Source organism: Marilutibacter chinensis (assembly GCF_021725675.1).
GTDB lineage: Bacteria > Pseudomonadota > Gammaproteobacteria > Xanthomonadales > Xanthomonadaceae > Marilutibacter > Marilutibacter chinensis.
The window spans coordinates 1-12,817 of the sequence record NZ_JAKJPO010000022.1 but is presented as its reverse complement, the minus strand read 5'-3'; the positions used below and the strand labels follow the sequence as shown (position 1 = coordinate 12,817).

Annotated in this window: 7 protein-coding genes and 1 pseudogene; 4 read left to right on the top strand and 4 right to left on the bottom strand. The window is 60.4% G+C overall.

The genetic code is table 11. The annotated features are described in order from the left end of the window. Positions 1–117 precede the first annotated feature (117 nt). The 3 genes and pseudogenes from L3V18_RS18490 to L3V18_RS18480 all read right to left on the bottom strand — a co-directional run bounded on the left by L3V18_RS18490 (position 118) and on the right by L3V18_RS18480 (position 5,273). Positions 118–1,290 (bottom strand): 2OG-Fe(II) oxygenase, encoded by a 1,173-nt coding sequence (locus L3V18_RS18490; RefSeq protein WP_237056881.1) that lies wholly within the window; start codon positions 1,288–1,290, stop codon positions 118–120. 486 nt (positions 1,291–1,776) lie between these two features. Continuing rightward, positions 1,777–2,040 (bottom strand): annotated as a pseudogene (gene tnpA / locus L3V18_RS18485) (IS66 family insertion sequence element accessory protein TnpA); the annotation flags it as partial. A 794-nt stretch (positions 2,041–2,834) separates the two neighbouring features. Then, the gene (locus tag L3V18_RS18480; protein ID WP_255784115.1) at positions 2,835–5,273 is read right to left on the bottom strand and encodes an ABC transporter permease; all 2,439 of its coding nucleotides are present in this window, start codon (positions 5,271–5,273) and stop codon (positions 2,835–2,837) included. Positions 5,274–5,598: 325 nt separating this feature from the next. Between L3V18_RS18480 and L3V18_RS18475 the strand changes: the two genes are divergently transcribed. Together L3V18_RS18475 and L3V18_RS18470 are read left to right on the top strand one after the other, a co-directional pair. Then, a complete protein-coding gene (locus L3V18_RS18475; protein WP_237056878.1) occupies positions 5,599–6,852 on the top strand; it encodes an efflux RND transporter periplasmic adaptor subunit in 1,254 nt (417 codons plus the stop codon). Between the two features lie 53 nt (positions 6,853–6,905). Next, entirely contained in the window at positions 6,906–7,664 is a 759-nt protein-coding gene (locus tag L3V18_RS18470) for an ABC transporter ATP-binding protein (RefSeq protein ID WP_237056876.1), read from the top strand. Positions 7,665–8,126: 462 nt separating this feature from the next. Here L3V18_RS18470 and L3V18_RS18465 read toward each other — a convergent pair whose 3' ends face one another. Continuing rightward, a complete protein-coding gene (locus tag L3V18_RS18465; RefSeq protein ID WP_237056874.1) occupies positions 8,127–9,008 on the bottom strand; it encodes a sulfotransferase family protein in 882 nt (293 codons plus the stop codon). Between the two features lie 662 nt (positions 9,009–9,670). Here L3V18_RS18465 and L3V18_RS18460 point away from each other — a divergent pair. Together L3V18_RS18460 and L3V18_RS18455 are read left to right on the top strand one after the other, a co-directional pair. Then, entirely contained in the window at positions 9,671–10,507 is an 837-nt protein-coding gene (locus tag L3V18_RS18460; protein ID WP_237056872.1) for a hypothetical protein, read from the top strand. Between the two features lie 542 nt (positions 10,508–11,049). Beyond that, positions 11,050–12,594: a B12-binding domain-containing radical SAM protein gene (locus tag L3V18_RS18455; RefSeq protein ID WP_237056870.1), complete on the top strand. Its 1,545-nt coding sequence runs from the start codon at positions 11,050–11,052 to the stop codon at positions 12,592–12,594. The last annotated feature ends 223 nt before the right edge of the window (positions 12,595–12,817 follow it).

Genomic DNA, 12,817 nt, shown 5'->3' with positions numbered 1-12,817 from the left:
TCTTCGAGCACAAGCCTTTTCATGAGTCACTTCCATCGGTTGGAGTCGGGATGTTACCTCCATACCAGCACGCTTTCGTATCTGCACGCGCGCCTGCAACCGCCACACTCTCTAGTCTCACCGATTGGCGCAGCCGAGGACTCGCAGAAACGCGGCGATGTAGCCGATGAAATGTGTCCGGGTCTCGTCCTTCTTTGCCAGATGCACTGCACCGTCTTCGGCGAGCAGCGCCACTACCTCGCGATCACCCCCATGCTCACCTGTCAGCGGCGTTATGGAGGCGAACGCCCGGAGATTCGAACCCGCCGCGTCAGAAGTGAAGTGCGGCGCAGGCACTTTTTCGCATGTCGTGGATTCGAAGCCCTCCCCGTCCAACAGGGTTACAAGCAAGCGGTCGCCCCATTGAGGCTCCAGCGGCATGCGCAAGGCCGTCGTGGGTATTTCGATCCTGCTGCCGACCATCGCCGCGAGCTGGGCACGGCCACTGTCGGCGAGCTCCCGCGCGGTCGCACGATCTTCGGCCGTAGTCGGAACCCACCGGGCAGCGTGCTGCATTCCTTCGTAGTCCTCGTTCTGCTCGCGCTTGTACGTATAGTAGTAGACAGCCAGCGAATTTCGCCGCCGCTCGGGCGGACATGTGAGGGGCTCCGGGTGTCCATGGAACGAGCGGGTACCCGTGAAGAACAGGACCGCGCGATTTGCTATCGGCGCGATCTTGCGATGCGGCTTACGGTCGGTCGTCCAGAGCTCCAGGTCGCCGCCCCAGTCGCCTTTCCAATCCTCGTTCAGGTAAACAATGAGGTTTAGGATCTGATGGAGATGCGCGCCGCTGTGCGGATGGCGATTCGCATCCGTATGAATCATCAGCCGTCCGCCGGATCCGGTGGAATGGAGACCACAGCCCGAGTAGGTCGGATCGGTTATGAGTCCGGAAATTCCCGTAAGGCGCTCGATGAATCTTATGAAGGTCGCCGAGTTCAGTTGCGCCAGGAAGTGCCGGATGAAGGGAGGAAAGAATGTCTCGTCGCTCTGTCCCAGCTTGCTCCCCTGAACTTCCTGCCCTCCTCTGGTGCGTCCGGCGCCCCAGTTCTTCCAGGGAATGTCCTCGACGCCCGGAAACTCGTCGATCAGTCGGCGCATGATCTCCGGAGGTAGGAAGTCGTCGAGGACGATATGCGGAAAGGGCTGGTTGTGGACGAACACCCCGTCGTGCTCCTTCAGCATCGCCGCGAGACGTTCTTCTTCGAAATAGTAGACCGGTATCATGCCCGGCGAAGATACTGGACGCACTTTCACTCCAATCACGCGGAAACAATCACACACGATGGTCCATGCCGCGCCCCTCCGTCGGAAGATGATCGCGAGACGTGGCGCACCGCCCTTCGGCTCTGGACTCTACCGCGCTTCTGATGGAAGCGCTTCCTATCATGCTGCATGCGGCCGACCTCCTTGCCGAACACGGATCATCGACCTCGATGGAGCCGCCCAGATGCGCAGAAAATCTGGACTCTGGAAATGGTGAGCCGCGTTCGTCACCGGGACCGAAGACGCCTTGGTAGCTCTCCAGCCCCTACCGCGTCATCCTGTGAATACTGCCGGCCAAATCCGGTCGATGCAACCACTCCACGCAGGAAGCAACGCTGAAGCTGCCGCCACTGACGAATCGGATCACTCCATGCTCTGACCTCTGACCTCTTCCCCGCGTTAGGCCCGAGCAGAACTGGAAAATTCGGCCTTGGGTTGGGAGATGAACCGGGCGGCGAAGCGCGGGCCTCAGAGCTTTTTTGACAGCACGTCCTGCAGCATGACCTTGTCCAGGCTCAGGTCGGCGACCAGCTGCTTGAGCTTGCGGTTCTCCTCCTCGAGCTGCCGCAGCCGTCGCAGTCCGGCCACTCCCAGCCCTCCGAACTTCTTTCGCCAGGCGTAGAACGTGGCTTGGCTGATACCCATCTTGCGGCAGATCTCCTCGACCGTCGTGCCGCTCTCGGCCTGCTTAAGGGCAAACGCGATCTGTTCCTCGGTGAACTTCGACTTCTTCAGGGCGACGGGCCTCCTTCGGGCCTGAGTGTCGCCGAATTCTCTACTTCTGGCTGGTCCGAATTACAGGGAGGAGGTCAAAATCGCCATGTAGCTGCCGATGTAGCCCGCCTCTCCCGCAGATCAGTACTTTCCTTCATCCCTCCCACTCCGGTAACGCAGGCCAATTTAGCAGCAGTGCCGCCTATCGCCATCTCCTTCCGTCACACCCGGACTGGAAATTCCGCACTGACCGCGCATCGGCACGCTCCAGCGTCAAGCCTATGCCATGCGGCAACGGGAACCGTTCCGGCGGCGGTCGCCGGCCGGCAAAACATTTTGGCATCTCGGCCGCGCTGCGCTCTGCGGCTTCGAGAAGCCACCCTTGCTGGCAATTCCATGGACCACTTGTTCGGGAGCACGCCACTTCGGCCCGCGCCGAAGAAACGCCTCCTGTCGGCCGCGGCGATCCAATCGGTCCGCATACTCCAGTGCGGCCACTTCGACCCTGGTTGCCCCTCCGAACGCCGCTGACCTTTATCGCTCGACGACCTTCTTGACCGGCGCGCCCTTCCCTTTCCGGCCAGTCCGCGTCTGCAATGGGCGCACGGCCTGCGTACGGACAACTTCAGCGCGTGCAACAGACGGCGGCGATGCGAGCGGCGGGCCGGACATGTCGTGCCCCCTGGAAAATCTCTGCGTCGCCACTCGATCCCGGCCGCTGCAGTGCCGCGTGATCACATTGCCGTGCAGCGTTGAGATTAACGGATTGGATCGCCATGGACCTGGATCTGACCGGCCGAGGACGTTCGACATCGCTATTCCGACCTCAATGCCTCCGCGGGGTCGATACTTGCAGCCCGCTTTGCGGGAATCCAGATTGCCACGGCCGCGGTGGCGACAATCATCAGCGTCGCGACAGCAAGGGCGAGGGGGTCTGTGACCTTTACGCCATAGAGGAACGCCCGGAAAAACGGTGCTGCGGACGCATGCAGGGCGAATCCCACGCCGACGCCGCATACGGTCAGCACCAGTCCGCGGACAACAACTAATCGGGTAATCCGCCCAGGATCCGCGCCTAGAGCTATCCGGACGCCGAACTCACGGGTTCGGAGCGAAACCATATAGCTCATCAGCGCATACAGTCCAATCCCACCAAGCAAAGAGGTGACTGCGGCCGCAACCGTGATGAGCGCAAGACTGAGCGACAATCGGGCCGTTGAAGCACGGACCACGTCATCCATCGATCTGACATCGAAAATGGGAACGGCAGGGTCGAGCCCACGCACAATCTTCCGGATGGCTGAGACGATCTCGCCAGAAGAACCGCTCGACCTCACCACGAGCACCATTGACGGCCGCGGACCGGGCTCCGCGTCGGGGTCTAGCGGTACGATCTGAGGCCGGTACAGCATTGCGGAAGCGGGTATCGTCAGATCGCGGTTGCGTACATCGCCGACTACGCCGACGACCGTATAGGCCGGTCCGTTGGGCGCGAGCATCAACGACTTCCCGATGGCCGCCGTCCCATTACCATCCCCGAAAAGGATCCCGGCCGCGCTTCGGCTGATGATGATGTCCCGGCTTTGCTCTGACTCTAAGGGCCGGAAATCGCGGCCAGCGATGACAGGGATTCTCATCGCTCCGAAGTACCCATTGCCGACGATGTTCACCGGCAGAGAAACAGGCGCCCGCCGTCCCTCGATTTGGAAATCCTGCTGCAGGGTATGGCCCCCTCCGAGCGGCAGTTGCGCCACCAGTCCTACGGAGCGAACGGAGGGCACCTGGGCCGTCTGCTCGGCCAGGCGGGCATAGAAAGCCACCGTGCTGGAATCACGATAGCGTGCGAGCGGAAGCAGGATGCGGGCAGTGGTCACCTCAGCGGCATCGAATCCAGGTTGCGTCTGGTAGATTTGGAGTGCGGTGCGGAATAGCAGGGCGGACCAGATCGAGACTGCGAGAGCCACAGCTATTTGGAGTGCGCTGATGGCCGTCCGGAGCCGTTGCCGCGCCTTTCCCGTTGAATGACCGCGCGTGCCGTCCTGCAGATTCCGGTGCATTCCGCCCTGCAGGAGCCGCGCTGCAGGGACCGCCATGCATATGATCATCCCGACGATCGCGACGAGCGCGATGAGGCTGACCGTCGTCAGACCGATCTCGAGTTCCTCCAACCGCGGCACATCGGCGGGCCCGAAAACCACGAGCGCTCTCACGGCGCCATACGATGCCATCAGCGCAAGTACTGCGGATATCGCGCCGAGCAGCGTCGACTCCCCAAGGAAGTGGGTTGCAATTCGCAGGCGGCTTGCGCCCAGCGCCTGACGCACTCCGACTTCCAGCAGACTGGCATCGGCACGCGCCAGCATCAGATTGGAGGCGTTCGCCCAAGCGACGAGAAGAACGAGCCCTGCCGCTGCAGCGAGCAGCCATAGCGTCTGCGCGATCCTGTCTACCAGCTCATCGCGCAATGGCAGCACGACCGGCATCGGCTTCATGTCTTCGAGCCACCTCGCTGTCGAGCCGCCGGATTGAAGACGCGGGTACAACTCTGCCACCCTCGGCAAGAGGCTTCCGAGCTCGGCTTGTGCCTGCGCTGCAGTGACTCCAGGGGCGAGTCGCGCGACACCCGCATACGAAAAGCTCCCAACGGAGCCGTCGTCATTCTCCTTGATCGGAAGCCAGATGCGTATGGCCGCCGTAGGGAACGCGAAGTGCTCCGGCATGACGCCGACGATCACGCGGGGCGCGTCGTTCACAATCAGCGTCTTTCCGACGATGTCAACCGCGGAGCCGAAGCGCGACCTCCATTCCGACTCGCCGATAATCGCCACATTGGGGCCGCCGCGGACCTCCTCTTCGGAGGTGAACCAACGGCCGAGCAAGGGGCGGACGCGAAGCAGGCGCATCGTCGACGCGGTCACCCACGAGGTCGCGACATTTTCTACATCGTCGCTCTCGCTGCTAGTCCTGACGTTCGCAGTGCCGGCCTTGTAGAGACCGACGTCGTCCAGGCTCCGCGCCGTGCGCTCGTAGGTGGAATAGAATCCCGGCGCCTGACTCAGTGGCTGATCGGCCACCTGGAGGCCGACACCCACCAAGCGATCCGGCTCAGCGTACGGCAAGGGGGCGAGTAGCACTCCGTAGACGACGGTAAACATGGCGCCCACCGAGCCGATGCCTAGTAAAAGGGTCAGGATCATCGCGATCGCGAAAACCGGAGCCCTCTTCAAAGACCGTACAGTGCGCCAATTCGTCATCGAGCATCTCGAATGCATTGCCCGTGCGCCCGGAAGGCAGAGATGATGAAGCTCACGCCCAAGCGATTAGCCGGTTAGAACCCTGAAGCAACTCTGGATCCAGCCTCAGTCATCAGATGAAGTCAGTCTACAAAGCCTATGGAGCGAATACAACGGGACGCTTCCCGCGTGCCGGGCCAGCGCTGATGCGCCCGACAGCCTGTGTCAGGCTATCGCAATCAAACTGTGTTTCTTGATTCTTCAGTGACGACTGGTCGGTTGCCGAGTATGTGCCAAGGCCATGATCATGGTAACGTTCACAAGATTGTGAGGTCCAGAACATCACATGGATATTAAAAGACCCAACTTTGCCAAGAAAAGGCGTCGTCGCCGGATCATCTTTGCTGCCGCAGGCATTGCGCTTGCACTCACCGTACTAGGTGTATCTATTACGCTTGATCCCGCTGCGTTCAAGGTCGGACGCGAGAATCTCTGGTTAGACAGCGTCAAGCGCGGTGAAATGCTGCGCGAAGTCCGCGGGCCGGGCCTGCTGGTGCCCAAGGAGATCCGGTGGATCGCGGCAGAGACGCCGGCACGCGTCGAACGCATTGTCCTGAAGCCAGGATCTGTGGTGCGGCCCGATAGCGTCATCCTAGAGATGAGCAATCCCGAGGTCGCCGAAGCGCAGTTGGTGGCGCACTCTGAGCTCATCGCTGCCGAAGCAGACATGGCGGCACAGCGGGCGACCATGGAAAGCCAGCTTCTCGATCAAAGGACCAAACTCGCCGATGTCGAAGCCCAATATGAATTGGCGCGCATGCAGACCGAAGCGGAGGCCGAACTCGCCGCCACCGGCATCATTTCGAAGCTCCAGTATCGCCGCAACCAGATCGCCTCTGACCAGCTCAAGGTGCGGGTCGGCATCGAGAAGGAACGCGCCGCCAAGTTCATGCAGACCATGCTGGCCCAGCAATCCGCACAGGATGCGCGCATCGAACAGCTACGCAATACTGCCGACTTGCGCGCTCGCCAGTTCGACGCGCTGAAGGTGCGCGCTGGCATCTCCGGCGTGCTGCAGCAGGTGCCGGTGGAGGAAGGGCAGCAAATCGCCGCCGGAGCGAACCTGGCACGCGTGGCGCGTCCTGACATATTGATGGCCGTGTTGCGCATCCCTGAGACGCAGATCACCGATGTGCGCGAAGGCCAAGAAGTGAGCATAGATACGCGCAACGGCTTGGTGTCCGGCCGTGTGATCCGCCTCGACCCTGCTGTGCAGACTGGCACAGTGCTGGTCGATGTCGACCTGATCGGTGCCCTGCCGCCGGGCGCGCGCCCAGACCTTTCCGTGGACGGTACGATCCGCATCGAGCGCCTGCCCGACGTGCTCTATGTCGGACGCCCCGCTTATGCCCAGCCCGACTCTGAACTGCGCCTCTTCAAGGTCGATCCGAAAACCGGAATCGCGCAGCGGGTTTCGGTGCAGTTCGGGCGCGCTTCGATGAACCTGATCGAGGTTCGGCAAGGACTGCAATCCGGCGACCAGATCGTAGTTTCCGATACGTCGCAGTGGGACAAGTACGACCGCCTCCGCATCGATTGAACCTTCCCTCTCGCTCCTGACAGGAGCCAAGCCCACGTACGGAGAGCAGACCCATGACGGAGAAAAATCCGCTCGTCCTCATGATGGACATCGCCAAGGTGTTCTACACCGACGATGTCGAAACCCACGCGCTCTCCAACGTCCATTTTGCGTTGGAGCACGGCGAGTACGTGTCCATCTCCGGGCCGTCCGGCTGCGGGAAATCGACCTTGCTCTCGATTCTGGGGCTGCTTGACACGCCTACCGGCGGCCAGTATTTCCTCAACGACATGGCGGTTGGCGACATCGCTACCGATGAACGTGCCCGCATCCGCAACCAAGAGGTCGGATTCATCTTCCAGTCCTTCAATCTGATCGGCGATCTTACCGTGTTCGAGAACGTCGAGTTGCCGCTTACCTACCGTGATGGCATTAGCAAGGCCGAACGTCGCGACAAAGTGCTGAACGTCCTAGAGAAGGTCGGCATGGCGCATCGTCTCTCACACTACCCAGCGCAGCTTTCGGGCGGCCAGCAGCAGCGCGTCGCCGTTGCCCGTGCCCTGGTCGGCTCGCCCTCCATCCTGCTGGCGGACGAGCCCACCGGTAACCTTGACTCCAGGAACGGCGAAGCGGTGATGGTGCTGCTAGAGGAGCTGCACAAGGCAGGATCCACGATCTGCATGGTCACGCACGACCCGCGCTATGCCGACTTCGCACAGCGCAAGGTCTTCATGTTTGATGGGCGCATGGTGGACGAGGAAACTCTGCACCGGCTGCGCCAGGAGGAAGACAGCCGCCTCGATGCGCAGATCGCCAAAGCACGAAGCAACTGATCCGGTTGGGCCGTCGACGACTACGCCACAGCATCACGGCGATACTCGCGACGGACGACCCATACGATAACCGGCCGCGCTTTCCAGGCCATCTTTGGCAGGCAAGCGGGTCACGATGCATGGCACACGCCGAAGCCCCAACGCCTCGCCACGGCTGATTCCCGCCATTTCTAGCAACTTGCCACCAGGCATGAGGATTATTCCTTGCGAGCGGATGTCCGAGCCGGAAGCGACGGAAGAGCCCGGAGCGATGCGAAGTCCTCGAGGAGGCGATGGCGAGATCACTACGACGCGCACGCAGGTATGCCCGGCTCACGATGATCTTTACCTGCGTGGCCAGCCGTAAAGACGGATCCGGCCGACGCACGATGGGCGTGATCTCGCCTGTGCCACTGTCGACCTTCGCGAGCGGCGGCTCCATCGACGTGCGTCTCGCCTCGCGGCTTCTCGCCCGGCCTGAGATCAAGTTGCGAGGCCGAAATCGGTGCCGAACGACCTGCGCGGAGGACGTCTACCCATAGCTTGGGCACGGCTCAGATCCGAAAAGGCGGCATCGAGAAGCTCGACGTCGAGCTGGCCGCCTTGGCACTCTGATGACATCGTTCGATAGACGTCGCCAAGCCAGGGAAGATCGATCGATATCGCGTCTTCGTCGCTGATCATGTGACGGAGGCTCGGGTCGAGGAACCGGTCGACGTCATCGCTTGGAGCTAAGGGCAAACCCAACGTTCCGGCGATTGACAAGATCTCTCGTCGCCAGTCCGTTAACAGCCTCGAATAGCTGACGAAGGTGCGCGGAAGGTGCCGCGAGTGGCGTTCCGTCAGCAGGTTGTACTTCAGCCAGAGCTCGGCAGCATGGGCATGGGGCACCCCCTTCCATGCGTGGAGTGAGGAGATCACCTCGTTTGGATGCCTTACGGGTATGACGATGCGGGGCGACAGGCCCGCATGCGCCATGGCCTCCAACCAGAAAGGCAGCAAGACGCCAATCCTCGGATCCTTCAAGATTAACGGAGCACCCGCGGTCGTGTCCTTGTAACTCCGAAGCAGCTCGGCGAGCTCTACAACGAAAGCCCGATCGATCGATGCGCTTTCGGGAGCGTCCTGAACGAGCTGCGTATCGAAGAAACTCGAACCGCTGTCCCTGAGGTAACGAGCATTCGCCCGCACCGTGGTGGAGGGCTCCCAATAGCCGGAAGGGTTCCACCGATTGGGCGGCAACAGCGATAGGGGTAACCTGCCGCCGCACAACGACATCACCCGCGCCGTCGCCGACGATCCGCTGCGCGCCATTCCCAGAACGAGAACAATGATGTTTCCTACGGTATTAGTATCGTTGCTCAAACGCTCTTCCTCCAACCGACCTGCCAATGCTGGCTCGGAACTCAATCCTGATCAATCGGGGTCGAAGGTCGCTGCATGGACAGAGCGATCGGCCCGGTGCGGCGGTGGCCGCGGATTGGCGGGCAGTATGCATCACAACTGCGTCTGTTGACGCGACTGGAGCATGGTCACCTCGTCGGCCAACCTCTTCGCCGCTCGAACTGGCGCTTGAACACGGCACTCATGGCGAGGCCTGCCTGCCGGACCTTCGCCGGGAACCGCTCAACGTCGGTTCGATGGACTCGACCGGATGATCGACAAGGTACCAGCCGCCACACACCTCGGGCGCCAAGTCGTTCGCTGTTCACGTGAACGACTGCAGGGGCCCGGAACGACTTGTCCACGCCTATCCATACAGACGTCTGCCGTCGTAGCGGCACACGCAGGTATCGCTGATCGCTCGAAATTCGGATCGTTGAGCGGATGGACATTGAGCTACCCGCTGCCGCATAGTCTATAGAAACATTCGATGCAGGCCTCCGGGGCCGGCGGCAGACCTTATGGCAGTGCATAGGTGATGTGACCGGAGTATCGAGGCGCACGCGTTATGCTACCCGGCGGTAGTATTGGCTACAGTTGCACGTTTGGCATCGAAACCCCAGTGGGCGAAGAGAATATCGATCATGTTCGTCGGAATTGACTTTGCACCCCTCCCGAATCGAGCCTTGAATACTGCAGCCGCCGATGCCATGGAGCTTCTCGGGTTCAACGACTTCGAATATGTAGTCGTTGGAAACCGCGAGGTGCCCTACCTCAACGATCTAGATATTGCGATCGGCAGAAACCAACTCGCATCCCACCTAAAACTTGCGCGTGGGGGGTGCTTCTGGACAGCGCTGGATGCATATCTTGAAAGTAGGAACATTGGCGAGTACGTCATCCGCGACAAGTTTCGGCAGTTCCATTTCGCGACGCCGTTCTTCAGGATGCATGCGAGCCCTGCATTCGTGAAGACCGACGTCTTCATAGGCGAGATCGGCTGGATGAAGGCACTCACGAGTGGCGCGCCCAAGGAAAGCAGATACAAGGCGATCTATCGGAATCTGCTGCTGATGAGTGTATTCCTAGAGTTGAAATGGCCGGCGGAGAACGGTGTCGGCAACGAGTATTTCCGTTATGCGCTGAATTTCAGGGATGGACTCAGGAGAAGGCGTTTCAGGCAGGTCCACCCATCGCGGCAAGACGGTATCCCCAAGCGGGTGACGATTCATGAGGAGTTTATAACTTCGGATCCCAACGATATCCCTCGTATACTGTTCGACGGAAAGAGTGAATGGACAGACATCGATTCATTCGAAAAGCTTTACCTCCTCCTCGGAGGAGACAGCTTCAGGTACAGCAGCTTCTTGCCGGCGATCTGTCAAAACTTCCTCATGTCGCTACATAAAGGTAAGATGAGGCTGCCGGAAAAGGATATCGAATGGCTCAGTAGCGGTGGACAGCGGTCCGGCTACGCTTGAAGAAAGTAGCTGGATCGGCTGTGACCATTCCCCAGTTCTGTGGGCTTGAGTGCCGGAGGGCGGTGGTCAGCAGGGAAGCGACACGCCGTCGGCCGCGATGCAGTCGGCACGCAGAGCCGTGGCTCGCTAATAAAGCCTCCGCAGCCCGCCCGCTTCAAACCGGACCGTTCCAGTTCCTTTGTCGAGAGTAGGCGGTTTCTGTCGCCACGAATCATTCACGGCTGTCCCACACACGCCAAGGGTTATAGTGGCCCGGGTCTTGAGGGCATCAATGCGTGTTGCGCGGACGACGGGATGCTCGGTTAGGATGCCGAAGCCAACCGTACTTGCACGCCAATGTGCGCAAATGCGGGTCGACACGATCCACCCGGTACGCGACCGACCCGGGCCCTGATCATCGGAAGTAAGCGTAAGCGCGGGCGCTGTGATAGGGCGCTCTTTGCGCCTCTTGCAGAAGCTAGAAACCGCCGCTTTCCACTTGACACGAAGAGTGAGCTGGTACAGTGTAGATGAATTGGAAGAAACAGGGCATGTGAACCGCCATGGTGGAAATTGCAGCAGAACAGAAGATTGTAAGGGCTCGCTGCAAATCCCCCCGTTTTCTGCTTCTTTATCCTCCGCTCCAGTTCGCTCAGAACGAAGTTGCGAAGCCCGATGGCTCGCTGAGTCTCGCTTACCTCGCCGGCGCGCTTCGCGACGCCGGTTACGAGGTTTCGGTGCTTGACTGCACGGTGGGCGCCGATGGCTCGCCATTGGAGGACAGCTTCTTCAATGTCACGGTTCAGCCGAACGGTTTGCGACGTATCGGGATGCCCGCGGAGGCGATACTACGAGCCATCGAGGATTACGACGTCATCGGTTTGACTTCCATTTTTACGCCACAGACCACGCCATGCCTGGATCTGATCGCCCAGATCCGAAATTGCTACCCGAACAAGCTGATCCTTGCCGGTGGAGTGAACGCAAGAAGCATGCGCAGACGTTTCTTCGCCGCCGGTGCGGATCTGATAGCGATTTCCGAGGCCGAAACCACCATCGTACGCATCGCAGAAGCGCTTCAGGGACGCGTGCCCCTCTCGGCGGTGCCAGGCATCATGTTTCTAGATCAAGACGGCCGAGAGCGAAGCAATCCCGTCGGCCAAGTCCTGCAGAACCTCGACGAACTGCCGATGCCCGCGTGGGATATGTTGCCCATGCAGCAGTACTGGGCTATATCGCGACCACATGGCGGAAATTTCCCGGAAGGGCAGACGATCAGGTACGCATCCCTTCAAACCTCACGCGGCTGCCCTTTCCGGTGTGAGTACTGCCATATCTCGCGTGAACAGTCGGGCTCCGAATATGGTCATGTCGGCGCCTTCCGGATGAAATCCGTAGACCGGACATACCGCGAGTTCGAGGCTCTCAAGAGCATTGGCGTCGAGTACATCTTCATTGAGGACGACAGCCTCTTCGCGAAGAAGCGCCGCGCATTGGACATCTTCCGTATGGTACGCGACCTCGGGTTCAAGCTTCTTGACGTCAACGGCATCAATCTTTGCCATCTCCATCGCGGCAGGCAGGGTACCCAGGAGCAACAGGTCGATCATGAGCTTATAGACGTGTTGGCCGAAGCAGGTTTCACCGCGCTCGCACTTCCATTCGAGTCGGCCTCGCAACGCATCCTAGACCGTTACGCGTCGGCCAAGTGGCGAATCGCCGATACCAATACGGCGAAACTGATTCGCGCCTTCAATGATCGCGGAATCCGCGTCTCCGGGAACTACATGATCGGCTATCCGGATGAATCGATCGATGAGATTTTCGACACGATCACAATGGCCAAGCGCAACGTCGAAGAGGGCCTGGACTATGCCCTCTTCTTTGCCGTGGTGCCATTTCCCGGTTCGGCGCTCTTTGAAATGGCAGTGCGCGATGGGCATATCGATCGGGATTTCGACCCCGATGAATTGCGCTGGACCAAATCCATCATGCGCCGGCTCAAGGTCGATACCTCGACCCTCGAGCATTTGCGGCAGCTAGCGTGGATGCTGGTGAACCGGAGCGAGTATGTCAGCTACAAGCGCGGAATGATCCTTCCGGTTTAACAGGCTGACCTCCTCCCCGCGTTAGGCCCGAGCAGAACTGGAAAATTCGGCCTTGGGTTGGGAGATGAACCGGGCGGCGAACTCGGCCGAGTGGCTTTTTCGGCCTGCCATTCTATCGATCCAGAGCGGATTCCTGCGCCTGCTCAGGCCGACGCGTAACGTGCGGCACCGCCGATCCAGCGTGCGACGATCCGCTCGGCGAGCTGCGGCGACTCGCGCATCA

Excerpts from the sequence above, each read along its gene's own strand:
- L3V18_RS18480 (WP_255784115.1), bottom strand. The coding sequence starts at position 5,273 with ATGACGAATTGGCGCACTGTACGGTCTTTGAAGAGGGCTCCGGTTTTC.
- L3V18_RS18475 (WP_237056878.1), top strand. The coding sequence starts at position 5,599 with ATGGATATTAAAAGACCCAACTTTGCCAAGAAAAGGCGTCGTCGCCGG.
- L3V18_RS18470 (WP_237056876.1), top strand. The coding sequence starts at position 6,906 with ATGACGGAGAAAAATCCGCTCGTCCTCATGATGGACATCGCCAAGGTG.
- L3V18_RS18460 (WP_237056872.1), top strand. The coding sequence starts at position 9,671 with ATGTTCGTCGGAATTGACTTTGCACCCCTCCCGAATCGAGCCTTGAAT.
- L3V18_RS18455 (WP_237056870.1), top strand. The coding sequence starts at position 11,050 with ATGGTGGAAATTGCAGCAGAACAGAAGATTGTAAGGGCTCGCTGCAAA.